This is a genomic window from Staphylococcus sp. HMSC070D05, from assembly GCF_001815595.1.
Taxonomy (GTDB): domain Bacteria; phylum Bacillota; class Bacilli; order Staphylococcales; family Staphylococcaceae; genus Staphylococcus; species Staphylococcus hominis.
On record NZ_KV821090.1, the window covers coordinates 89,987 to 116,029 of the forward strand.

At 31.4% G+C, this 26,043-nt stretch carries 22 protein-coding genes and 1 other RNA gene; 21 read left to right on the forward strand and 2 right to left on the reverse strand.

Translation table 11 applies throughout. The annotated features are described in order from the left end of the window. Positions 1-64 precede the first annotated feature (64 nt). The 9 genes from recJ to HMPREF3046_RS00830 all read left to right on the forward strand — a co-directional run bounded on the left by recJ (position 65) and on the right by HMPREF3046_RS00830 (position 11,408). Positions 65-2,338 (forward strand): single-stranded-DNA-specific exonuclease RecJ, encoded by a 2,274-nt coding sequence (recJ, locus tag HMPREF3046_RS00790; protein ID WP_070715631.1) that lies wholly within the window; start codon positions 65-67, stop codon positions 2,336-2,338. Between the two features lie 21 nt (positions 2,339-2,359). Next, on the forward strand, positions 2,360-2,878 hold the full coding sequence (locus HMPREF3046_RS00795; protein WP_054105785.1) for an adenine phosphoribosyltransferase: 519 nt from the start codon (positions 2,360-2,362) through the stop codon (positions 2,876-2,878). 335 nt (positions 2,879-3,213) lie between these two features. Further along, a complete protein-coding gene (locus HMPREF3046_RS00800) occupies positions 3,214-5,403 on the forward strand; it encodes a RelA/SpoT family protein (RefSeq protein ID WP_070715633.1) in 2,190 nt (729 codons plus the stop codon). A 15-nt stretch (positions 5,404-5,418) separates the two neighbouring features. Further along, a complete protein-coding gene (dtd, locus tag HMPREF3046_RS00805) occupies positions 5,419-5,871 on the forward strand; it encodes a D-aminoacyl-tRNA deacylase (protein ID WP_070715634.1) in 453 nt (150 codons plus the stop codon). Next, a complete protein-coding gene (locus HMPREF3046_RS00810) occupies positions 5,868-6,743 on the forward strand; it encodes an N-acetylmuramoyl-L-alanine amidase family protein (RefSeq protein WP_070715636.1) in 876 nt (291 codons plus the stop codon). The genes dtd and HMPREF3046_RS00810 overlap by 4 nt, the downstream gene beginning before the upstream one ends. A gap of 352 nt (positions 6,744-7,095) precedes the next feature. Continuing rightward, positions 7,096-8,373: a histidine--tRNA ligase gene (gene hisS / locus HMPREF3046_RS00815; protein ID WP_070715637.1), complete on the forward strand. Its 1,278-nt coding sequence runs from the start codon at positions 7,096-7,098 to the stop codon at positions 8,371-8,373. Further along, complete coding sequence (aspS, locus tag HMPREF3046_RS00820; RefSeq protein WP_070715638.1) at positions 8,373-10,139, forward strand: aspartate--tRNA ligase; 1,767 nt, start codon at positions 8,373-8,375, stop codon at positions 10,137-10,139. The genes hisS and aspS overlap by 1 nt, the downstream gene beginning before the upstream one ends. Before the next feature lie 213 nt (positions 10,140-10,352). Further along, positions 10,353-10,543: non-coding RNA, 6S RNA (gene ssrS / locus HMPREF3046_RS00825), on the forward strand. A gap of 88 nt (positions 10,544-10,631) precedes the next feature. Beyond that, positions 10,632-11,408: a tRNA threonylcarbamoyladenosine dehydratase gene (locus HMPREF3046_RS00830; RefSeq protein WP_002487991.1), complete on the forward strand. Its 777-nt coding sequence runs from the start codon at positions 10,632-10,634 to the stop codon at positions 11,406-11,408. 55 nt (positions 11,409-11,463) lie between these two features. Here HMPREF3046_RS00830 and HMPREF3046_RS00835 read toward each other — a convergent pair whose 3' ends face one another. After that, positions 11,464-12,732, reverse strand: a complete 1,269-nt coding sequence (locus HMPREF3046_RS00835; RefSeq protein ID WP_002448955.1) for a replication-associated recombination protein A — start codon at positions 12,730-12,732, stop codon at positions 11,464-11,466. Positions 12,733-12,815: 83 nt separating this feature from the next. Between HMPREF3046_RS00835 and cymR the strand changes: the two genes are divergently transcribed. Together cymR and HMPREF3046_RS11170 are read left to right on the forward strand one after the other, a co-directional pair. Then, positions 12,816-13,238: a cysteine metabolism transcriptional regulator CymR gene (cymR, locus tag HMPREF3046_RS00840; RefSeq protein ID WP_002448977.1), complete on the forward strand. Its 423-nt coding sequence runs from the start codon at positions 12,816-12,818 to the stop codon at positions 13,236-13,238. Between the two features lie 109 nt (positions 13,239-13,347). Next, a complete protein-coding gene (locus tag HMPREF3046_RS11170; RefSeq protein WP_141755509.1) occupies positions 13,348-13,491 on the forward strand; it encodes an SAS049 family protein in 144 nt (47 codons plus the stop codon). 98 nt (positions 13,492-13,589) lie between these two features. On the opposite strand, the gene HMPREF3046_RS00845 is transcribed toward HMPREF3046_RS11170, so the two are convergent. Beyond that, the gene (locus HMPREF3046_RS00845) at positions 13,590-14,594 is read right to left on the reverse strand and encodes an LLM class flavin-dependent oxidoreductase (RefSeq protein WP_070715640.1); all 1,005 of its coding nucleotides are present in this window, start codon (positions 14,592-14,594) and stop codon (positions 13,590-13,592) included. Positions 14,595-14,793: 199 nt separating this feature from the next. Here HMPREF3046_RS00845 and HMPREF3046_RS00850 point away from each other — a divergent pair, with 199 nt between their 5' ends. The 10 genes from HMPREF3046_RS00850 (at position 14,794) to HMPREF3046_RS00895 (ending at position 26,032) form a co-directional block, all read left to right on the forward strand. Next, on the forward strand, positions 14,794-15,933 hold the full coding sequence (locus HMPREF3046_RS00850; protein ID WP_070715642.1) for a cysteine desulfurase family protein: 1,140 nt from the start codon (positions 14,794-14,796) through the stop codon (positions 15,931-15,933). A 3-nt stretch (positions 15,934-15,936) separates the two neighbouring features. Continuing rightward, positions 15,937-17,049, forward strand: coding sequence for a tRNA 2-thiouridine(34) synthase MnmA (mnmA, locus tag HMPREF3046_RS00855; RefSeq protein WP_070715644.1), 1,113 nt, complete (start codon positions 15,937-15,939; stop codon positions 17,047-17,049). A gap of 86 nt (positions 17,050-17,135) precedes the next feature. After that, positions 17,136-17,807, forward strand: a complete 672-nt coding sequence (locus HMPREF3046_RS00860) for a tetratricopeptide repeat protein (RefSeq protein WP_070715645.1) — start codon at positions 17,136-17,138, stop codon at positions 17,805-17,807. Position 17,808: 1 nt separating this feature from the next. Further along, positions 17,809-20,223, forward strand: coding sequence for an SF1B family DNA helicase RecD2 (locus HMPREF3046_RS00865; protein ID WP_070715648.1), 2,415 nt, complete (start codon positions 17,809-17,811; stop codon positions 20,221-20,223). Between the two features lie 279 nt (positions 20,224-20,502). Next, positions 20,503-23,133 carry an alanine--tRNA ligase gene (gene alaS, locus HMPREF3046_RS00870; protein ID WP_070715650.1) on the forward strand — a complete coding sequence of 877 codons (2,631 nt, stop codon included), beginning with the start codon at positions 20,503-20,505 and terminating at the stop codon, positions 23,131-23,133. A 64-nt stretch (positions 23,134-23,197) separates the two neighbouring features. Beyond that, complete coding sequence (locus HMPREF3046_RS00875; protein ID WP_002448947.1) at positions 23,198-23,458, forward strand: IreB family regulatory phosphoprotein; 261 nt, start codon at positions 23,198-23,200, stop codon at positions 23,456-23,458. Next, positions 23,459-23,887 (forward strand): Holliday junction resolvase RuvX, encoded by a 429-nt coding sequence (gene ruvX, locus HMPREF3046_RS00880; RefSeq protein WP_017176179.1) that lies wholly within the window; start codon positions 23,459-23,461, stop codon positions 23,885-23,887. It begins immediately after the preceding gene. A gap of 14 nt (positions 23,888-23,901) precedes the next feature. Continuing rightward, positions 23,902-24,210, forward strand: a complete 309-nt coding sequence (locus tag HMPREF3046_RS00885; RefSeq protein WP_070715652.1) for a DUF1292 domain-containing protein — start codon at positions 23,902-23,904, stop codon at positions 24,208-24,210. Positions 24,211-24,470: 260 nt separating this feature from the next. Continuing rightward, a complete protein-coding gene (locus HMPREF3046_RS00890; protein ID WP_070715655.1) occupies positions 24,471-25,106 on the forward strand; it encodes an O-methyltransferase in 636 nt (211 codons plus the stop codon). Between the two features lie 2 nt (positions 25,107-25,108). Then, complete coding sequence (locus tag HMPREF3046_RS00895; protein ID WP_070715656.1) at positions 25,109-26,032, forward strand: peptidase U32 family protein; 924 nt, start codon at positions 25,109-25,111, stop codon at positions 26,030-26,032. Positions 26,033-26,043 lie beyond the last annotated feature (11 nt).

Sequence of the window (26,043 nt, forward strand, 5' to 3'; positions counted from 1 at the left end):
CTTCCTCTTTTTATTTATTCTTTTTTTAGGTATAATTGCTTGTGGAAAAAGGAAGGATAACTTTATGATTCAATCTAAATATAAATGGCTTTATGAAGCACCTAAACAAAACATATCGTCTGAGATGATTAAGGAATTTAATTTATCTCCTATTGTAAGAAAGATTTTAGAAAGTAAATCGATTACACAGTACGATGAGATAAATACATTAATTAATGGTACAAATAAAAAACATGATTCATGGCTAATGAGTGATATGCGAAAAGCTGTTGATCGAATTAATTTAGCGATTGATAAAAATGAAAGGATATTAGTATATGGAGACTATGATGCCGATGGCGTAACATCTACAACGATATTAGTTCAAACATTGCAGAAATTGGGCGCTGAAGTTGGTTGGTATATTCCTAATCGATTTAGCGAAGGTTATGGCCCAAATAAATACGCCTTTCAAAATGCTTATGATGAAGGCGTATCACTTATTATTACAGTTGATAACGGAATACAAGGTCATGAAGAAATAGAAATGGTACAAGCATTAGGAGTCGATGTAATTGTTACAGACCATCATGAAATAGGCCGTACGTTACCAAAAGCATATGCCATTATTCATCCTATGCATCCAGAATTTGAGTATCCATTTAAATATTTATGTGGAGCCGGTGTCGCATACAAATTATCGCAATGTTTAATCGATCATCCTCCAGAATATTTCATAGTTCTTGCAACTATTGGGACAATTGCAGATTTAGTGTCACTGACTGATGAAAACAGAGCGATTGTTCAAGAAGGTCTTAAATATTTAAATCAATCCTGTCCATTTCAAATTCAATCATTATTAAATCAAGCAGAATTTAATGATGAGATAGATGAAGAAACAATTGGTTTTATTATTGGACCTCGTTTAAATGCGGTAGGTAGATTAGAAGATGCGTCATTAGCAGCGGAATTACTAATGGCAGAAGATTCTGAAGAGGCGAGTTTTTTAGCTGAACAAGTAGAAGCATTTAACATTGAACGTAAAGATATTGTAGCTCAAATAACAGAAGAAGCACTATTGATGGCTAATGAAAAAGTTGAAAATGGCGACAAATTTTTACTTTTAGCTAAAGAAGGATGGCATGAGGGAGTATTAGGTATTGTAGCTTCAAAAATTGTAGAAACTTATGCTTTACCCACGCTTATTTTAAATATAGATTTAGAACAACATCATGCAAAAGGTTCAGCTAGAAGTATTGAACAAGTGTCTATGTTTGAAATATTAAGTGCACATCAAGATTTGATATCTAAATTTGGTGGTCATCATATGGCAGCTGGAATGACGATGGAGATTGATAATATTGATGCATTATCAAAAGGACTAAATGAGTGGATGGTTCAGCTTTCTAAACATACTTCTTTAGAACCAACAAAACATATTACGACTAAACTTTCAGAAGATGACATTACTGTATCAAATATTCATGATATTAAAATACTGAAACCATTTGGCACTGATTTTGAAAAACCTTTATTTGAATTGGATGATACAGAAGTTAATGATGTTAAAGCGATTGGAAAAGATAAACATCATTTAAAATTAGTAACTGGTCAAGCTAAGTTACAACATTTATTTTGGAAAAATGGTGATTTAATTACACAAATAGAATTAGGCCAACCCGTCAATATCATAGGACATTTACAAATAAATGAGTGGAATGGCAATCAGACGCCTCAAATGATTATACAAGACTTAGCGACTCAAAATGAGCAAATATTAGATTATAGAAGTAAACGTAAACAACTTAATATTGATACGTCATCTAACAATATTGCTTTTGTCATTCATTCTAAAAAAGAGAAACTAGGGGAGAATTATTTCCACTACGGTGAAACAATTGATTCATCATATAATACGATTGTATTTCGTGATTTACCAACTGATTTAGATAGTGTTAAACAATCTTTAAAACATTTAGAATACTCACAACTCTATTTAGTATTAAATCATCAACATTCAATTTATTTTGAGGGGTTACCGAGTAGTCACCTATTTAAACAAAGTTATAAGGCACTATTTACTAAGAAAGAAATGAATTTAGAAAAAGAAGGTTTACAATTATGCCAATACTTAAATATTAAGCCAAATACTTTAAAGTTTATTTTAAAAGTATTTCTTGACCTAAGTTTTATTTACGAAGAAAATGGTATAATTAAAATAAATGATCATCCAAATAAACAATCTATTGAGTCGAGTCAAGTTTATAAATCGAGACAGTCAAGAATTGAAGTTGAAAAATTAATGCTTTATGATGACTTTTCACATCTTAAGAATTGGATTAAAGCTCAAAAAGTGTAACGCATAGGAGGAAATTTTTAAATGGATTTAAAGCAATACGTATCTGAAGTACAAGGCTGGCCTAAACCAGGTGTTAGTTTCAAGGATATTACAACTATTATGGACAATGGTGAAGCATACGGTTATGCAACTGATCAAATTGTAAAGTATGCAAAAGATCGTAACGTTGATATTGTGGTAGGCCCTGAAGCAAGAGGATTTATTATTGGCTGTCCAGTTGCGTACTCAATGGGAATTGGATTTGCACCTGTAAGAAAAGAAGGAAAATTACCACGTGAAGTTATTCGCTATGAATATGACTTAGAATATGGGACAAATGTTTTAACAATGCATAAAGATGCAATTAAACCAGGGCAACGTGTTTTAATCACCGATGATTTATTAGCCACAGGTGGAACAATCGAAGCGGCTATTAAATTAGTAGAAGAATTAGGTGGTATTGTGGTTGGAATAGCTTTTATTATTGAATTAAAATATTTAAATGGTATGGAAAAAATTAAAGACTATGATGTCATGAGTTTGATTTCTTACGATGAATAGTCTTTAATTTAGTAACTAGATTAATATAGACTTTAAAGCGAGTGTAGGAATTCAGATTGAATACTATCTCGCTTTTTTATTTATGGTTGCACCATCATTAATCCAATCACATTTATTTATTTAAAAACTTGTAGTATTATATAACTATTATTTAAAACAAAGTTAATCTTTTAAAGATTTTGATACTTTTGTTAAAATTACATTAATACTCACGTATCTTTAATTAATAGGAGTGGTACTCGGATTAATTAAGTAATGAAAAGAAATGTCTTGATTTTCAATGATTCGGTTATCGGTAGAGTATTTGAAATATTAAAAAGTCGGGGTGTCATATATTGAATAACGAGTATCCATATAGTGCTGATGAAGTACTAAATAAAGCTAAATCCTATTTATCAGCAGATGATTATCAATATGTTTTAAAAAGTTATCATATTGCTTATGAAGCACATCAAGGACAGTTTCGAAAAAATGGGCTACCTTATATTATGCATCCAATTCAAGTAGCAGGTATATTAACAGAAATGCGCTTAGATGGACCAACCATTGTAGCTGGCTTTTTACACGATGTGATAGAGGATACACCATATACATTTGAAGATGTAAAGAATATGTTTAATGAAGAAATAGCACGAATTGTAGATGGTGTAACTAAGTTAAAAAAAGTTAAATACCGTTCTAAAGAGGAACAACAAGCTGAAAATCATAGAAAGTTATTTATTGCGATAGCTAAGGATGTTCGTGTCATATTAGTTAAATTAGCTGATCGCTTACATAATATGAGAACGCTAAAAGCAATGGCTAGAGAAAAACAAATTCGTATTTCCAAAGAAACATTAGAAATCTATGCACCTTTAGCGCATCGTCTAGGTATTAATACTATTAAATGGGAATTGGAAGATATTGCGTTACGTTATATTGATAGTGTTCAGTATTTTAGAATTGTTAATTTAATGAAGAAAAAACGTAGTGAACGTGAAGCTTATATTCAAAATGCTATGGACAAAATTCAAACTGAAATGAATAAAATGAATATCCAAGGTGAAATAAGCGGTCGTCCTAAACATATTTACAGTATTTATCGTAAGATGGTAAAACAAAAAAAACAATTTGATCAAATATTTGATTTATTAGCTATACGAGTGATTGTGAATTCAATTAATGATTGTTATGCTATTTTAGGTCTAGTTCATACATTATGGAAACCTATGCCAGGTCGTTTTAAAGACTATATCGCTATGCCAAAGCAAAATATGTATCAATCATTACACACTACTGTTGTTGGACCTAATGGTGATCCTTTAGAAATTCAAATTCGAACATTTGAAATGCACGAAATTGCTGAGCATGGGGTGGCAGCGCATTGGGCATATAAAGAAGGTAAAACAATAAATTCTAAAACACAAGATTTCCAAAATAAACTTAACTGGTTAAAAGAACTTGCAGAAACTGATCATACATCTTCAGATGCACAAGAATTTATGGAATCACTCAAATATGATTTACAAAGTGATAAAGTATATGCGTTTACGCCAGCAAGTGATGTGATTGAATTACCTTATGGTGCAGTCCCTATTGATTTTGCTTATGCCATCCATAGCGAAGTTGGTAATAAAATGATTGGTGCAAAAGTCAATGGTAAAATTGTGCCTATAGATTATATGCTTAAGACAGGCGATATTATTGAGATTCGCACAAGTAAACATTCATATGGTCCAAGTAGAGATTGGTTGAAAATTGTTAAATCATCTGGAGCAAAAAGTAAAATAAAAAGTTTCTTTAAAAAGCAAGATCGTTCTTCTAATATAGAAAAAGGTAAATTTATGGTAGAAGCGGAAATTAAAGAACAAGGTTATCGAGTTGATGAGATTCTAACAGAAAAAAATATTGAAGTCGTTAACGAAAAATATCATTTTGCCAATGATGATGATTTATATGCTGCAGTAGGTTTTGGTGGTGTTACTGCATTACAAGTAGTGAATAAATTAACAGAAAGACAGCGTATACAAGATAAACAAAAAGTATTAAATGAAGCACAAGAAGTTATTAAAACGTCACCAATTAAAGAAGATATCATTACTGATAGCGGGGTTTATGTCGAGGGGTTAGAGAATGTTTTAATAAAACTATCTAAATGTTGTAATCCAATTCCTGGTGATGATATTGTTGGATATATCACTAAAGGACATGGTATTAAAGTTCATAGATCAGATTGCCCAAATATTAAAAATGAAAACGAGAGATTAATTAATGTCGAATGGGTTAAATCTAAAGATTCAACACAACGTTATCAAGTAGATTTAGAAGTCAATGCATATGACCGAAATGGATTACTCAATGAAGTGATTCAAGCCGTGAATTCAACAGTGGGAAGTATTATTAAAATGAATGCACGATCTGATATTGACAAAAATGCAATCATTACAATTAGTGTTATGGTTAAAAATGTAAATGATGTATTTCGTGTAGTTGAAAAACTTAAACAATTGAGTGATATTTATACAGTTTCTAGAGTATGGAATTAAAAGAGGTGCTAAGATATGAAAATAGTTGTACAAAGAGTAAAACGAGCATCTGTCACTAATAATTCTATTCATAACCAAATTGAAAAAGGTTATTGTTTATTAGTAGGTGTTGGGAAAAATTCGACGGAAGCTGATATAGAAGTATTAGCTAAGAAAATTGTTAACGCACGTTTGTTTGAAGATGATAACGGAAAATTAAATTTAAATATTCAACAAATTAATGGTGCGATTTTATCTATTTCTCAATTTACACTTTATGCAGAAGTTAAAAAAGGTAATAGACCAGGTTTCTCACAATCCATGCGACCTGAAGATGCCAAAATGTTATACAATAAGTTTAACTCTGAACTTCAAAAGTATGATATTGAGGTTCAAACTGGTGAATTTGGGACAGATATGGAAGTAGAAATTATTAATGATGGTCCCGTAACGATTATATATGAAAGTCAGGATGGCAAAGTAATATGAGTAAATTAGATACATGGTTAACTAAACATGATCTAAAAAATATGTTGACGTTAGTAGTAGTGTCATTATTTATTCTTTTTATAATATTATTATTTATGTTTATGAATCATAATGACCAAGATAGTAATAGACTAACAATAACGGAAGATGCTGAAATAAGAACAGGGCCTAATGCAGGATATCCGGTGATATATAAAGTAGAAAAGGGAGATAGTTTTAAAAAATTAAAAACTTCAGGAAAATGGATTGAAGTCCAAAATGCTAAAGGAGATAAAAAAGGATGGGTTGCTGGTTGGCATACGAGTTTGAATATTAAAGCCGATGTCAGTAAACAGGAAAATCCTTTTAAGAATAAAACGGTGGTACTTGATCCTGGTCATGGAGGTAGTGATCAGGGAGCCTCAAGTTCCACGTCTCTTAAATCTCTCGAAAAAAACTATACTTTGAAAACAGCACTTGAATTAAAACGTGCATTAGAAAAAGCAGGAGCGCAGGTTAAATTGACAAGAACTGATGATAGTTATGTAAGCTTAGATAATAGAAAAGCGACAGGTGATGTATTTATAAGTATTCATAATGACTCATTAGATAGTCATAATGCTAATGGTGCTACTGTATATTGGTATCAAAATAGTCAAGAAACATTAGCAGAAATAATAAATGCAAATATTCAAAAAAAGTCATTACTTTCTAATCGTGGTGTTCGTCAACAAAATTATCAAGTTTTAAGACAAACGAATAAACCAGCTGTGTTACTTGAATTAGGCTATATAAGTAATCCTACTGATGAAAAAATGATTAGAAATCAATTACATAGACAGGTGGTAGAAGAAGCGGTCGTAGATGGATTAAAACAATATTTTGCTTCATAATACTTGCAAACTTTTCCTAAAATCGGTATCATGATTAGTGAACTTTATAAATAATACCGTTTGTATTCTTGAAAAGACTAATGAAATAGTGAACAATCATATTGATTGTGAAGAGAAGTAATCCTAGGCTGAAAGATTATACTAGTACATTGGTATCTTTGAACACAAGAAAAGGTGCTTTGATAAAATAAAGCCGGTTTGCGTACGTTACACGTGATGAGTGGAGAATATTTTTTATTCTCAATTAGGGTGGCAACACGGCATATCGTCCCTTATATAGCATGAAGCTATATAAGGGACTTTTTTATTAAAGACATTTAATAGTTAACAACAATTTAGAAGGAGTGATTGTATGATTAAGATTCCTAGAGGAACGCAAGATATTTTACCTCAAGAGTCTGCAAAATGGCGATATATTGAAAATAAATTAGATGAATTGATGAAATTATACAATTATAAAGAGATCCGTACACCAATATTTGAAAGTACTGACTTATTTGCTAGAGGTGTAGGAGATTCTACTGATGTAGTTCAAAAAGAGATGTATACGTTTAAAGACAAAGGCGATAGAAGTATTACATTAAGACCTGAAGGAACTGCAGCCGTAGTGCGATCATATATTGAAAATAAAATGCAAGGTGAACCTAATCAACCTATTAAGCTTTACTATAATGGACCAATGTTTAGATACGAACGAAAACAAAAAGGACGTTATCGACAATTTAATCAATTTGGTGTAGAAGCAATAGGAGCAGAAAATCCAAGTATTGATGCAGAAGTATTAGCAATGGTAATGCATATATATGAATCATTTGGTTTAAAACATCTAAAGCTAGTGATTAATAGTATAGGAGATCAAGCATCTCGTAAAGAATATAATGAAGCATTAATTAAGCATTTTGAACCTGTCATTGATACATTCTGTAATGATTGTCAATCACGTTTGCATACAAATCCAATGAGAATCTTAGATTGTAAGATTGATAGAGACAAAGAAGCAGTTAAAAATGCTCCAAGAATTACAGATTACTTAAATGATGACTCAAAGGCATATTATGAAGCGGTTAAACATTATTTAGATCAACTAGATATCAATTATGTTGAAGATCCTAATTTAGTGCGTGGACTTGATTATTATACTCATACTGCATTTGAACTCATGATGGATAATCCAAATTATGACGGTGCTATTACTACACTATGTGGTGGTGGTCGTTATAATGGACTTCTTGAGTTATTAGATGGTCCTAAGCAAACAGGAATAGGTTTTGCCCTTAGTATTGAACGATTACTTCTTGCACTTGAAGAAGAAGACATAGAATTGAATGTGGATGAAGATTTCGATTTATTTGTCGTAACGATGGGTAAAAAAGCAGAACAATATAGCGTGAAACTTTTAAATGATTTAAGAAAACATGGCGTGAAAGCTGATAAAGATTACTTAAATCGAAAAATTAAGGGACAAATGAAGCAAGCTGATCGTTTAAATGCTAAATATACGATTGTAATAGGTGACCAAGAGCTAGAAAATAATAAAATTGATGTTAAAGAAATGTCTACAGGTGAAACAAAAACAATTCAATTAGATGAAGTAGTTAGTTTCTTTAATAAAGAAAAGGAGAATAAATAATGGGTAAAAGAACAACATACTGTGGTTTAGTAACTGAAGAATTATTAGGTCAGAAAGTAACACTAAAAGGTTGGATTCATAACCGACGTGATTTAGGAGGCCTTATTTTTGTTGATTTACGTGATAGAGAAGGGATTGTACAAATTGTATTCAATCCAGATTTTTCAAAAGAAGCTCTATCTATTGCTGAAACTGTAAGATCAGAATATGTGGTCGAAGTTGAAGGTTCAGTAACTAAAAGAGACCCAGAAACAGTTAATCCAAAAATTAAAACGGGGCAAGTAGAAGTTCAAGTATCTAATATTCGTATAATTAATAAATCAGCGACACCTCCATTTTCAATTAATGAAGAAAATCAAAGTGTTGATGAAAATATTCGTCTTAAATATCGCTATTTAGATTTAAGAAGACCAGAATTAGCTCAAACATTCAAAATGAGACATCAAACGACTCGTTCAATTCGTCAATATCTTGATAATAATGGCTTCTTTGATATTGAAACACCTGTATTAACAAAATCTACACCAGAAGGTGCGAGAGACTATTTAGTGCCATCTCGTGTACATGAAGGAGAATTTTACGCTTTACCACAATCACCACAGTTATTTAAACAATTATTGATGATTAGTGGTTTTGATAAATACTATCAAATTGTAAAATGTTTCCGTGATGAGGATTTACGTGCTGATCGTCAACCAGAATTTACACAAGTAGATATCGAAATGAGTTTTGTTGATCAAGAAGATATTATTCAAATGGGCGAGGAAATGCTTTCTAAAGTTGTAAAAGATGTAAAAGGTATTGATATCCAAACACCATTCCCTCGTATGACATATGATGAAGCAATGAAACGATATGGTTCTGATAAACCAGATACACGTTTTGGTATGGAATTGCAAGATGTGTCTCAATTAGGAAAAGAAATGGATTTCAAAGTGTTTAAAGATACTGTAGAACACGACGGAGAAGTTAAAGCAATCGTTGCTGAAGGTGCTGCAGATAACTATACACGTAAAGATATGGATGGATTAACAGAATTTGTAAATATCTATGGTGCTAAGGGTCTAGCTTGGGTGAAAGTTGTAGATGAAGGCTTAAGTGGTCCGATAGCAAGATTCTTTGAAGAAGAAAATGTTAACACATTAAAAGAATTAACAGGTGCTAAACCTGGAGATTTAGTAATGTTTGTTGCAGATAAGCCAAATGTTGTGGCACAAAGTTTAGGTGCACTTCGAATTAAAATTGCAAAAGAATTAAAATTAATTGATGAATCAAAATTAAACTTCTTATGGGTAACAGATTGGCCTTTATTAGAATATGACGAAGATGCTAAACGTTATGTTGCTGCGCATCATCCGTTTACATCACCTAAAGAAGAAGATATTGCTAAACTAGACTCTGAACCCGAAAAAGTTCAAGCAAACGCTTATGACGTTGTATTAAATGGATACGAATTAGGCGGTGGATCAATAAGAATCTCTGATGGAGAATTACAAGAAAAAATGTTTGAAGTTTTAGGATTTACTAAAGAACAAGCTAGAGAGCAATTCGGTTTCTTATTAGATGCTTTTAAATACGGCGCACCACCACATGGAGGTATCGCTTTAGGTCTAGATAGATTAGTTATGTTACTTACAAATAGAACTAATTTACGTGATACCATTGCTTTCCCTAAAACTGCTTCTGCAACTTGCTTATTAACAGATGCACCAAGTGAAGTATCAGATAAACAATTAGAAGAATTATCATTAAGAATTCGTCATTAATCTTCAATTTTAAAATAGAATAATTTAGCGCTAAATTGGGACGGAATTGAATTTCTGTCCCAATTTTTTGTAGAAACCACCTTAAACATTAAATAACAATAATTATATTATGTAAACTTATGAATTTGATAATTTTTAAATGATAAATTATCCTCGTACAATATTTAAGGATTTATTTAATAAACTCTTTATGATAAAATATGTCTATAAGATAGTCATCTGTGTTGTTCGTATGTTTGCTTTTTATTTGGGCCTAACACTTTTTGATCAGGGAGCCCAATAGGTTTTCTTGCAGCGCACACGCCTCATTTGGAGGACTTGCAAAACAAGAAACAGGGCACCCACCTGTATATAGCAGGCCGAATGATCAAGCTTTTTATAACTACGGCAACTACGGACTCTATCGGTACGTAAGGCTTTTGGCCTTACGTATTTTTTTTTGCTTTTTTCTGTTAATATAGTATTAACATTTGCTAAGTAAAGGAGTTAATTATGAAACATCAATTTTCTAGAAATGAATTAGCCTATGGACAAGAAGGACTAGATTTACTAAAAGATAAGACTGTAGCGGTCTTAGGGGTAGGTGGAGTTGGTTCATTTGCTGCTGAAGCTTTAGCAAGAACTAACATTGGTCACATTATTCTTATTGATAAAGATGACGTTGATATCACTAATGTAAACCGTCAAATTCATGCATTAACTACTACCATAGGTCAAAGTAAAGTAACATTAATGGAAGAACGAATTAAACTCATCAATCCAGATTGTAAAGTTACTCCTCTTCATATGTTTTATACTGAAGAGACATATAAAGACATTTTTAATAATTACAATATTGATTATTTTATCGATGCAAGTGATACGATTATATACAAAGTTCATTTAATGAAAGAGTGTTTAAATAGAGGAATCAAGTTGATTTCAAGTATGGGCGCTGCGAATAAAATTGATCCGACACGTTTCAAAATTGCTGATATTTCAAAAACATATATGGATCCAATGGCAAAAATTATTCGCAATAAATTGAAAAAATTTGGAATAAAAAAAGGCGTTCCTGTCGTTTTTTCAGATGAGAGTCCAATAGTTATTCGTGAAGATGTTAAGAAAACAGTTGGAGATGCAAATGCAATAAATCGAAAAGGTCAAATGCCTCCATCATCGAATGCATTTGTACCAAGTACAGTAGGTTTAATTTGTGCTAGTTATGTCGTAAATGATATTTTAAAAGATATTCCTGTACGTAGAATTAAAGATAAAGGTAATAATTAATAAAAACCTATGGAAGAGATGAAAGAAGTATTGTCATCTTTTCCATAGGTTTTTATTAGTTTTTATGATTTAAATTATCATACACTATTTTAAACTGTTGTTCACTTTTAGACGTTGTTTTGGGTTCATAATATATTTTATTTTTTAAAGCATCAGGTAAATATTGCTGTTTAATATAACCATTCTCATAATCGTGGGGATATTTATAACCGATAGATCGGCCTAAGTCTCTTGCTCCTTGATAGTGACCATCACGTAGATGATTAGGTATTTGACCAATTTTACCTTTTCTGATATCACTTAATGCACTATCAATTGCTTTTATAGCTGAATTAGACTTAGGGGATAGTGATAATTCAATTACTGCCTGACTTAGAGGAATCCGTGCTTCAGGCAATCCGAGTCGTTCAGCTGATTGAATAGCTGCTAGTGTTCTTTGACCAGCACTTGGAGAAGCTAAACCAATATCTTCATAACTAATGACGAGTAAACGTCGTATGATGGTTGGAAGATCACCTGCTTCGATTAATCTTGCTAAATAATGTAAAGCAGCATTAACGTCACTTCCACGAATAGATTTTTGAAATGCACTCATGACATCATAATGCATGTCGCCATCTTTATCACTGATAAAAGCCCCTTTTTGTAAACAATCTTTCGCATCCTCTAAAGTAACATGACGTTGATTATTGGATACTTTAGCACTTAATACTGCTAATTCCAAAGCATTTAAAGCGCTTCTTACATCACCATGACTTTGAGTTGAGAAATATTTTAGTGCATCTTCATCAATTTTTGGTTGATACAATTTTAAACCATTTTGATCATCGTTTAATGCTCTAGTTAATGCTTGATATACATCCTTTTCATCAAGTGGATATAATTCGAAAATTTGTACACGCGAGCGAATCGCTGGATTAATTGCATGGTAAGGGTTAGAAGTTGTAGCACCAATTAAAATAATTTTACCATTTTCTAAATGTGGTAATAGAAAATCTTGTTTTGCTTTATCTAAGCGGTGAATCTCATCTAACAATAAAATGACTTGTCCTGACATTTTAGCTTCTTCCACTATCATTTGCATATCTTTTTTTGTATTAGTTACTGCATTTAATTGTCTAAATTTATATTCAGTACTGCCAGCTATGGCTTTAGCAATACTGGTTTTGCCAATTCCAGGAGGTCCATAAAAAATCATAGAAGATAATTTTTTAGTTTCTACCATACGTCTTATAATGCCTCTTGGACCAACTAGATGTTGTTGTGAAATAATTTCATTTATATTTGTAGGCCTCATTCTTGAAGCTAAAGGTTCTGTATTCAATTTTTTCACACCTTTCTATTACTATATTAACTGAAAAAATGATAGAATGGGACTATATTATTCGAATTAAGTGAGGTAAAACTATGAAAATATCAACGAAAGGAAGATATGGGTTAACTTTAATGATTTCCCTAGCAAAAAGAGAGGGGCAGGGGTGTGTATCATTAAAAACAATTGCTGAAGAAAATCATTTAAGTGATTTATATTTAGAACAACTCGTGGGTCCTTTAAGAAATGCTGGATTAATTCGAAGTATTCGTGGCGCTAAGGGTGGATATCAATTAAGAGTCCCATCTGAAGAAATTTCAGCTGGCGATATTATTCGCTTATTAGAAGGACCTATTACTATTGTAGAAAGTATAGATTCTGAACCCCCAGCACAAAAAGAATTATGGTTGCGAATGAGAGATGCTGTTAGAGAAGTTTTAGATAATACAACATTAAAATATTTAGCTGATTTTGTAGAATCAGATAATGATTTAGATGGTTATATGTTTTACATTTAAAAATTTAAATGAATTATGTTTAAAACTTTTTTACTGTGGTATTGGATTAATATAAGTAAAAATTACTTATTAAAAATTAAGTGCTTAAATTCGAAAGGAGAATTTCAATATGGGATTCATGGATAAAGCAAAAGATGCAGCAGAGAAATTTAAAAATAGCGATAACGAACAAGTGAATAAAGTAAAAGATAAAATTAATGAATATACTGGTGGAAATAACGACGGTAAAGACGACAAAAAAGATAATAAATAATTAAAATTGTGAGTGATGATTTTAGCCATCACTCTTTTTTTATGAAAAATTTAAAACCTGTTGACAATTTATTTATATTCAACAGGTTTTAATCAATATTACTTATTTAATTTTTGAATTACTCGTTTAAAACGCTCATATGATTCAAATTGTCTATCTTGGTCATAAATATAGCTTACGGCCATTATTTCATCAATATCACCATATTCTTCTAAAAATGCTTCTAATTTAGCTTTTACAGTTTCTTCAGAACCAATAAGAGAATCCTCAAATCTTTGTTTTGCCATTTCATACTCTCTTGGTGTTAAAAGACCTTTTAAATCATCAGTCGGTGGTTGAACTGGTTGCATTTTTCCACGAGCAATACTAATGAATACTTGTGCTAAAGAACTAGCTAAATATTCTGCTTCTTTATCAGTTTCTGTCACGATAGCATTTAAACATACAATCATGTATGGTTTATCTAATGCTTCAGATGGTTCAAATAAGTCGTGATAAATTTCAATTGCTTCTTTCATTTGCTGTGGTGCAAAATGACCTGCAAAAACATAGGGTAGACCTTTTCTAGCTGCTAAATGTGCTGAGTCAGTTGATGAACCGAGTATATATAACGGTACATTTTTATCTACTGCAGGATAAGCTCTTACATAAGCTTGTTTATTTCCTGGACCAAAATAAGTTTGTAATTGTTCTACTTCTTCAGGGAAAGCATACACGCCATTATGTTGATCTCGTCTCAATGCACTTGCTGTCATCATATCAGTACCAGGTGCTCTACCTAATCCTAAATCTACACGATTGGGATAAATAGTTTCTAAGGTACCAAATTGCTCAGCAACAACTAAAGGTGCATGGTTTGGAAGCATGATGCCACCTGAACCAACTTTAATATTATGAGTATGTTCAAGTGTATGTTGTATTAACAATGATGTAGCTGAGCTTACTAAATTAGGCGCATTATGATGTTCTGCAATCCAATAACGCTCATAATCTAATTCATCTAATTTCTGAGCTAAAACCACCATATCATTTATTGCATCTTTATCAGTTTGACCTTCTCGTATAGGAACTAAATTTAATGCAGAAAATTTTATATCAGACATAGACTATTTCTCCTTTTTATCTTTATTACCTAATAGTTTAACAACTTAAAACAATTACAGTTATTAAATTGCTCATACTTAAAATGATTATTGAAAGAAAAATAGTTAATATATTAATTCATAAACAAGAAGGTAGAAAATTTTAGAATGAGGTGCTATTATAGGAACATTGATAATATTGTGAGGAGTGTACTTAATAATGGAAGTATATGCAGATTATGCTGCAACTACACCAGTCAAACCAGAAGTTATAGAAGCAATGATGGATATATATCAATCACACTACGGCAATCCATCTTCTATTCACTCAGTAGGTAGAGATGCTAGACGCTATTTAGATGAATCTAGAAGAAATGTTGCTCAATTACTAGGTGCTAAACCGAGCGAAGTTATTTTTACTAGTGGTGCTACAGAATCAAATAATACTGCTATTAAAGGTTTAGTCTATGCTAATGAGCATTTAGGTAATCATATTATTACTACAAAAATTGAACATCATTCTGTATTACACGTATTCGAGCAACTAGAGAAAGAAGGCTATGAAGTCACATATTTAGACGTAGATGATACAGGTAAAGTTGATTTGGGTCAATTGGAAGAAGCTTTAACAGATGATACTATCTTAGTATCTATTATGTTTGTCAATAATGAAGTGGGCACAGTAGAACCTATTTACGATATCGAAAACATTGTTTCTAATTCAAATGCTCTATTACATGTGGATGCAGTCCAAGCAATTAGCCATTTAGATATTAAATTTAATGAGTTTAATATTGATACCATGAGTATTACTGCTCATAAATTTGGTGGACCTAAAGGTGTAGGTATTTTATTAGTAAAAAACAATACACCAATCGAGTATTCTCAATTAGGCGGCGAACAAGAAACCAAACGTCGTGCTGGAACGGAAAGTGTTCCACAAATAGTTGGAATGACAAAAGCTCTAGAAATAGCTACTAAAAATCGAGATCAAAATAATATTCATTTAATGCAACTAAAAGAACTTTTTTTAGTAAGTTTGCAAGAACGTGCAATTCCATTTGAAGTCAACGGCTCAATGGTAGAAACGACTGGCCATATACTTAATTTATATTTTCCATTTATAGATGTAGAAACAATGTTAACTTTATTAGATTTAGCAAATATTTATGTTTCGTCTGGTTCTGCATGTACAGCTGGCTCAACAACTCCGTCACATGTACTTGCTGCGATGTATGAAGATGACGATCGTGCAAAACATTCAGTCAGATTTAGTTTTAATGAAATCACAAACGAACAAGATATAAAATATATTGTTGCTGAAATTCATAAAATATATCATAAATTTAAGGAGGAATAGAATTTGTCAAATAAAGATATACGTGTTGTAGTTGGTATGTCTGGAGGGGTAGATAGTTCAGTTACAGCATATCTTTTAAAAGAACAAGGATATGATGTCATTGGCATCTTCATGAAAAACTGGGACGGCACAGATGAAAATGGGGTATGTACAGCTACAGAAGATTATAATGATGTCATAGCAGTATGTAATCAAATTGGTATACCATATTATGCTGTGAATTTTGAAAAAGAATATTGGGATAAAGTATTCACATATTTCTTAGATGAATATAAAAAAGGTCGTACTCCTAATCCAGACGTCATGTGTAATAAAGAAATTAAATTTAAAGCATTTTTAGAACATGCATTGAAATTAGGAGCCGATTATGTGGCTACTGGTCATTATGCACGAATCCATAGACATGAAGATGGTCACGTAGAAATGTTACGTGGAGTAGATAATAATAAGGATCAAACATACTTTTTAAATCAATTATCTCAAGAACAATTATCTAAAGTCATGTTTCCTATTGGAGACTTAGAAAAAAAAGAAGTTCGTAAAATCGCTGAAGAACAAGACTTAGCAACAGCTAAGAAAAAAGATTCTACAGGTATTTGCTTTATTGGGGAACGTAATTTTAAATCATTTCTTTCTCAATATTTACCGGCACAATCTGGTGAGATGAGAACACTTAACGGTAAAAAAAAGGGTATACACAGTGGTTTAATGTACTATACTATTGGCCAACGTCATGGACTAGGTATTGGAGGAGATGGAGATCCATGGTTTGTTGTTGGTAAAAATCTTGAAGATAATATTTTGTATGTCGAGCAAGGCTTCCATCATGATGCATTATATAGTGATTATTTAATTGCTTCGGACGTATCATTTGTTAATCCAGTTGATTTAGAAAATGGATTTGAATGTACTGCTAAATTTAGATATCGTCAAAAAGACACTAAAGTATTTGTTCAAAAAGAAGATGAACAATCTATTCGAGTTACTTTCGACGAACCCGTTCGAGCTATTACACCAGGCCAAGCAGTGGTATTCTATAATGGAGAAGTTTGTTTAGGTGGCGCTACTATAGATGATGTATATAAAACAACAGGTCAACTTAGCTATGTTGTTTAATTTTTAGTAAACCGTTAACTCATTGTAAATGAGAATTAGCGGTTTCTTTTTAATTGTAAATTTATGTTAGAAATGGAGACATGGAAATGATTGAACAAGAAACAATATATCAGTGGATGAATAATGGTAATTATGAAGAAGCCATTAAAGCATTATTTAATAACATTGAAGAGAATCCTAATATTATTGAAAATTATATTAATGCTGGTATCGTTTTAGCTGATGTTGGTGAGATTGAGAAAGCAGAAAGATTTTTTCAAAAAGCAATAACATTAGATGACAAAAATGGCGCTGTTTACTATAATTTAGCTAATCTATATTATGAACAATCGCGTTTTCAAGAAGCGATAAAACTTTATCAACGAGCTTTAAAATATAGTATGAATCCCGTTGATACTAATTATATGATTGGTATGTCTTTTAGCCAACTAGATGCGCAAAGAGAAGCATTACCCTTTTTTATGACTGCTGCTGAATTAGATCAAACTTTGGACACAGAAGTTCAATTTCAATATGGTTTAACATTATGTCATTTAGAAATGTTTCAAGAAGCCATTAAACAATTAAACTACGTTTTATCTATTCATCCTAATCATGTAGATGCATTATATAATTTAGGTCTTGCAACGTATATGGAAACTGAGGATGCTGATAAAGCAATTCAGTATTTTGATAAAGCAATTCAAATTGATCCTAAACATTTATTAAGTCAGCATGCTAAACAAACTTTTAAATCTCTAAAAAATGAGGAGGAATAATATGTCAAACCCTACACTATTTGATTACTCAATGGTTAAAGGAACAGTTGATACTATTTTATTTCAAAATAAAGATAACTTTTATACTGTTTTAAAAGTAGATTCCATTGAAACTAATGAATCATTTGATAATCTGCCTACAGTTGTAGGGTTTTTTCCTAATATTGTTGAAGGAGATGTCTATACATTTAAAGGACAAATTGTTCAACATCCTCGTTATGGTAAACAACTTAAAGCTGAAACATTTGAAAAAGAATTGCCTCAAACTAAAGATGCCATTATAAGTTATTTATCTAGTGACTTATTTAAAGGTATTGGTAAAAAGACTGCTCAGAATATTGTAAATACATTAGGAGAAAATGCAATAAATGATATTTTAACTGATCCTTCTGTTCTTGAAAATGTTCCTAGTTTAGCAAAATCAAAACAAAAACAGATTGCAGAACAGATTAGTGCAAATCAAGAGTCAGAAAAAATAATGATTCGCTTACATGACTTAGGTTTTGGTCCAAAATTATCCATGGCGATTTATCAATTTTATCAATCAGAGACTTTAAAAGTTTTAGAAAACAATCCATACCAATTAGTTTATGATGTAAAAGGTATTGGTTTTCAAAAAGCTGATACATTAGCTAGAAATAATGGTATTGCTTATAACGATTCAGAACGTTTAAAAGCTGGATTATTATATACTCTTGAAGAAGAATGTATAAAACAGGGGCATACGTATTTAGATGAAAATGCTGTATTAGAAATTACAGAAGATATGCTTTCAGATAAACATTTAGATGAAACAATTGAACAACAACAATTAAAACATGTACTACAAACACTTTTTGAAGAAAAGAAAATTATTTTAGAGAATAGTCATGTTGCGATTCCAAGTTTATACTATTCAGAACTTAAAAGTGTTCAAAATTTGTATCGTATCAAAACATACAAAAATCACTTTAAAATAATAGAGCAATCAGATTTACAGATACATATTGGTGAAATAGAAGATCAAAATAATGTTAATTATGCTAAATCACAACAAGAAGCACTTGAAACGGCGATTAATTCGAAAATAATGTTACTGACTGGAGGGCCAGGGACAGGTAAAACAACTGTTATTAAAGGGATTGTAGAATTATATGCTGAAATTCATGGTCTATCTCTTAAGTATTCTGATTATCAAGAAGATGATTATCCAATCGTATTAACCGCCCCAACTGGAAGAGCATCAAAGCGTTTACAAGAATCAACTGGCTTAGAAGCAATGACGATTCATCGATTAATAGGATGGAATCAAGATACTCAACCAGAAGATAGTCTTGAGAATGAAATTAAAGCTAAGCTGATTATAATTGATGAAATGTCAATGGTTGATACTTGGTTGTTCCATCAATTTTTAAGTGCCGTTCCACTAGATGCACAAATCATTCTAGTAGGCGATGAAGATCAATTACCATCTGTCGGTCCTGGCCAAGTATTTAAAGATTTAATTGAGTCTAAAGCATTTCCAAGAGTTAATTTAACTGAAGTTTATCGCCAACAAGATGGTTCTAGCATTATTGACTTAGCTCATCGCATGAAACATCATGAGCCAATAGATATTACAAAACGTTATCATGACAGAAGTTTTATTCATTGTAATGTAGAACAAATTCCAACTGTAGTGGAGAAAGTAGTATCTAGCGCTGTAAACAAAGGATATGATATGAGTGATATTCAAGTTTTAGCCCCTATGTACAAAGGAAGTGCAGGAATAAAAAGACTTAATCAAGTGTTACAAAATATTTTAAATCCTAAAGAAAAAGATACAAGAGAAGTAGAGTTTGGCGATATAAAATTTAGAAAAGGAGACAAAGTTTTACAACTAGTCAATCGACCCAATGACAATATTTTTAATGGTGATATTGGCGTCATAGTAGGTATATTCTGGGCTAAAGAAAATGCACTTAATAAAGATGTACTGATTGTCGATTTTGAAGGAAATGAAATTACATTTACTAGACAAGATTTATTAGAACTCACACATGCTTATTGCACCTCAATACATAAATCACAAGGGTCAGAATTTCCTATTGTTATTATGCCTATTGTCAAACAATATTTTAGAATGTTGCAAAGACCAATTTTATATACAGGTCTGACACGTGCAAAACAATCTTTAGTACTATTAGGAGATTCAAAGGCATTTGACATTGCCTTAAATACACAAGGTCAAGAAAGACATACACAATTAAAAACACTAATTATAAGTTATTTTGGTATGAGTCAGGTTAATATAGACGTAGAAGAGAATGATGAACAGATAAATATAGATGATAATAATGCAAGTGAACACATTACTTTAAGTGAAGACACAATTTATCAAATTAATCCAATGATTAATATGGGAAATGTTTCACCTTACGACTTTGTTGAACATTGACAATTTAAACAAAAATACTTAAAATAAATTTGAATTCGCATAAAGACGAGTAAACTTTTTAACTTAAGTAGAGATGTACTGGTCGGTGAAAAGTACAAGTTAATTTGTTGAACGCTACTTTGTGTTATCGTTAATATGATAATGAAGTGATGAGAAATTAAATATATTTCAAAAGTATTTATTTCTTGTAACTAGGGTGGTACCGCGAAAACGTTCGTCCCTTTGTTGGATGAACGTTTTTTTATTTATAAATGTATTAATTATATTAGGAGTGAAAAAATGAAAAAACTTAAAGCAAGTGATATACGTCAAAAATATATTGATTTCTTTGTTGAAAAAGGTCATATGGTAGAACCATCTGCACCACTTGTGCCTATTGATGATGATTCGTTACTTTGGATAAACTCTGGTGTTGCAACTTTAAAAAAATACTTTGATGGACGAGAAACACCTAAAAAGCCTAGAATAGTTAACTCTCAAAAAGCAATCAGAACAAATGATATTGAAAACGTAGGTTTTACTGCGCGTCACCATACTTTCTTTGAAATGCTTGGAAACTTCTCAATTGGTGACTATTTTAAAAAAGAAGCAATTGAATTTGCTTGGGAATTTTTAACTAGTGACAAATGGATGGGAATGGAACCAGAAAAGCTATATGTAACAATTCATCCAGAAGATGTTGAAGCCTATCGTTTATGGCATGAAGATATTGGCTTAGAAGAAAGTCGTATTATTAGAATTGAGGGGAATTTCTGGGATATTGGAGAAGGACCATCAGGACCTAACACCGAAATTTTCTATGATCGTGGTGAAGCATATGGTCAAAATGATCCAGCAGAAGAAATGTATCCTGGCGGTGAAAATGAGAGATATTTAGAAGTATGGAACTTAGTATTTAGTGAATACAATCATAATAAGGATCATACTTATACGCCACTTCCAAATAAAAATATTGATACCGGCATGGGATTAGAACGTATGACGTCTATTTCCCAAAATGTTCGTACCAATTATGAAACAGATTTATTTATGCCAATTATTGAAGAAGTAGAGCATATATCAGGAAAAAAATATCTTGAAAATAACGAACAAGATGTAGCATTTAAAGTTATCGCTGATCATATTAGAACAATCTCATTCGCAATCTCTGATGGCGCTTTACCTGCAAATGAAGGTCGTGGTTATGTTTTACGTCGTCTCTTACGTCGTGCCGTACGTTTTAGTCAAACGCTTGGCATTAATGAGCCATTTATGTACAAATTGGTTGATATCGTTGCTGATATTATGGAGCCATATTATCCAAATGTAAAAGAAAAATCGGATTTTATTAAACGTGTTATTAAATCTGAAGAAGAACGTTTCCATGAAACACTTCAAGAGGGTGTATCTATATTAAATCAACTCATTACGCAAGCAAAAGAATCTACACATCAGATTAATGGTTCTGATGCGTTTAAATTATATGATACGTATGGATTCCCAATTGAGTTAACTGAAGAACTAGCAAGTCAAGAAGGTATTACAGTCGACATGGCAACATTTGAAGCTGAAATGGAACAACAACGTACTAGAGCGAGAGAAGCTAGACAAAGTTCACAATCTATGCAAGTTCAAAGTGATGTTTTAAAAAACATTAATACTGAAAGTCAATTTGTTGGGTATGAAACAACAGAATATCAAACAATTTTAACTGATTTAATTTATAACGGTAAAACTGTTACATCTGCTGAAGCTGGAGAAACAGTTTACTTTATCTTAAAAGAAACACCATTTTATGCAGTAAGTGGTGGACAAGTTGCAGATAAAGGAACAGTAGGAAATGATCAGTTCGAAATAGCCGTTCAAGAAGTTACAAAGGCACCAAACGGACAAAATTTACACCAAGGTATAGTTCAATTTGGACAAGTAAGTGTAAATAGTCATGTAGATGCAACTGTAAATAAAGAAGAACGTAAAGATATACAAAAAAATCATAGTGCCACTCACTTACTACATGCTGCATTAAAAGAGATTTTAGGTGAACATGTTAATCAAGCGGGTTCACTCGTTGAAAGTGAACGATTAAGATTTGACTTTTCTCACTTTGGTCCAATGACTGAAGAAGAGATTGATCAAGTTGAAAGAAGAGTAAATGAAGAAATTTGGAGAGGAATTTCAGTTCATATTCAAGAAATGCCTATTCAAGAAGCTAAAGAAATGGGTGCTATGGCTCTGTTTGGTGAAAAATACGGTGATATTGTAAGAGTAGTTAACATGGCTCCATTTTCAATTGAATTATGTGGTGGTATTCATGTAGATAATACGGCTGAAATAGGGTTGTTTAAAATTGTAAGCGAATCAGGTACAGGTGCAGGTGTTAGACGTATTGAGGCACTTACCGGTAAATCTGCATTTTTATATTTTGAAGATATTCAAAATAAATTTAATTCTGTCAAAGAACAACTTAAAGTAAAATCAGATAAACAAGTTTATGATAAAGTTATTCAAATTCAAGAAAATGAAAAACAATTGAATAAGCAATTAGAGCAACGTAATAAGGAAATTACTTCACTTAAAATGGGTAATATAGAGGATCAAGTAGAAATGATTAATGGATTTAAAGTATTAGCTACAGAGGTAGAAGTATCTAATCCAAAAGAAATCCGTCAAACAATGGATGATTTTAAATCAAAACAACAAGATACAATTATTATTTTAGCAGGTCATGTTGGTGAAAAGGTTTCGTTAATTGCCGCTGTACCTAAAGAGTTTACAAGTCAGATTAAAGCCGGAGATATCATTAAAAACATGGCTCCAATTGTAGGAGGAAAAGGTGGCGGTCGTCCAGATATGGCACAAGGTGGCGGCACACAACCTGAAAACATCTCAGAATCATTACGCTTTATTAAAGATTATATTAAAAACCTATAACTTTTTAATCAACTGGTGTAAAATCAATATGTAAGTTAATACATGTCAGAGGAGTGTCGCATCTATGGAAAATATTGATAAAACTATGAAATTCGATTATGATGAAATTCCAAAAGAAAATGTCCAAACAGTTTTAAAAAATGTACATCAGACTCTAGAAGAACGAGGCTACAATGCTGTAAATCAAATTGTCGGCTATTTACTTTCAGGAGATCCTGCCTACATTCCTCGTCAAAATGATGCACGTAATCAAATACGACACATTGATAGAGATGTAATTATGGAAGAACTCGTTTCAAACTACTTAAAAGAGAATAATAAATAAATGTTAAGTCATAAAATTTTAGGATTAGATGTAGGTAGTAGAACTGTAGGTATCGCAATTAGTGATTTGATGGGCTGGACTGCTCAAGGACTAGACACTCTAAGAATAAATGAAGAAAATGAAGAATTTGGTATTGATAGACTGGTTTCAATCATAAAAGACAATAATGTTGGTTCAGTAGTCATAGGATTACCGAAAAACATGAATAATTCTATTGGTTTTCGTGGAGAAGCCTCCCTTAAATACAAAGAATTGCTTCAAGAGGCTTTACCAAATATTGAAATTATAATGTGGGATGAACGTTTAAGTACCATGGCTGCTGAGCGCTCATTATTAGAAGCTGATGTCTCAAGACAAAAAAGAAAAAAAGTAATTGATAAAATGGCAGCAGTTTTCATACTGCAAGGCTATTTAGATTCAATTCAATAAAGGAGAATCTCATTATGACTGAACATAATCACGATACAGAATTAAATATTAGTAATGAAGAAGAATTATTAACGTTATTCGATGAAAATGGAAATGAAGTTTTATATCGAAAAATGCTAGAATTTTATCATCCAGAATTTAAAAAAGAGTATGTTATTTTAGCTGAGGAAGGTGCTCAATCTGATGATGATGATATGATTGAGCTCATTCCAATGATTAATGAACCAGATGAATCTGGTGATGGTGGTAAACTTGTTCCTATTGAAACAGATGAAGAATGGGATATGATTGAAGAAGTTGTAAATACAAATATGGAAGACTAAACAGTCTTTTGTCAATAATAAATCTCTAATCAATTCACTTTGGTTAGAGATTTTTAACATTTCAGACTTAAATTTAATTTAGAATTATGATAAAATATTTAAAGTTAAATTACTGTAAGCATAAATTTTTAAATATACAGTCAGTTACTATATTTATACATTAAAACATAAAGTAGGTTTATTATTTTATTTTAAAAAATGTAATATTAGTTGACTGATTTATTTTTATGCCTATTGATATTAAAAGGGAAGTTATAGAAGTGGAATCAAATCAATCCTATTTATTAAATCTTCATGAACAGTTAAATAATAATATTGAAGACCTAAGAGTTTATGCAGAAGAACACGCTGTTCCTATAGTGGATAAATTAACTTTAGAGATGATAAAACAATTAATTAGAATTCATCATTCGAAAAATATTTTGGAGATTGGAACTGCTATTGGATATAGTTCGATGCAATTTGCTTCTGTTTCACCAGATATTTCTATTACTACTATTGAACGTAATGAGAATATGATAAAACAAGCAAAATTTAATTTTAAAAAATTTGAATACGAAAATCAAATTCGTCTGATAGAGGGCGATGCGCTATCACAGTACGATAAAGTGAGCAATCATTTATATGATATGATATTTATCGATGCAGCTAAAGCGCAATCTCAAAAATTTTTTGAATACTATACACCGTTATTAAAAAAAGGTGGCTTAGTTATTACTGATAATGTTTTGTATCATGGATTTGTATCTGATATAGATATCGTACGATCAAGAAATGTTAAGCAAATGGTAAAAAAGGTACAAAAATATAATACTTGGCTTATGAAACAAAAGAACTATAAAACAAATTTTTTAAATATGGATGATGGTTTAGCCATATCTATTAAAGGAGAATGAATATGACTGAATTACTTGTCACTCCAAAAACTTTAAATCATATGAAAACATTGATAGAAATCGGTGCTGATGCATTTGTGATTGGAGAGCAAAAATTTGGATTGAGATTACCTGGAGAATTTAATCGTGAAGATGTTCGAAAAGCAGTTAATTTAGCACACGAACATGATAAAAAAGTATATGTGGCAGTTAATGGTATTTTTCATAATTATCATTTAAATGCCTTAGAAAACTATATTGAATTTTTACATGACATAAGAGTGGATAGAATTATTTTTGGTGATCCTGCTGTCGTGATGTATGTTAAAAAACAAGATAATCCGATACCATTAAATTGGGATGCAGAAACAATTGTTACGAATTACTTCCAATGTAATTACTGGGGTGAAAAAGGCGCTAAAAGAGCTGTATTAGCACGTGAATTAAACCTAGATGAAATTTTAAATATTAAAAAACATGCAAAGGTTGAAGTTGAAGTTCAGGTTCACGGTATGACTTGTATGTTCCAATCTAAACGTATGTTATTGGGTAATTATTACACTTTTCAAGATAGACAAATGAAAATCCAACGTAGTGAGAATGAGCAGGATTTATTATTATATGATGAAGAAAGAGAAAATAAATATCCTGTTTTTGAAGATTACAATGGTACGCATATTATGTCTCCTAATGATATCTGTTTAATTGAAGAATTAGAGCCATTCTTTGAAGCAAATATTGATTCATTTAAAATTGATGGTATCTTACATAGTGAATCATACATTAATACTGTTACAGCACAATATAGAGAAGCCATTGACTTATATCATGAAGATCCAGAAGCTTATGAAGATGAAAAATTTATGTTAATTGATCCAATAGAAGAAATTCAACCTGAACATCGTCCATTTGATGAAGGGTTCTTATATAAACAAACAGTATATTAAGGGAGGCGCCA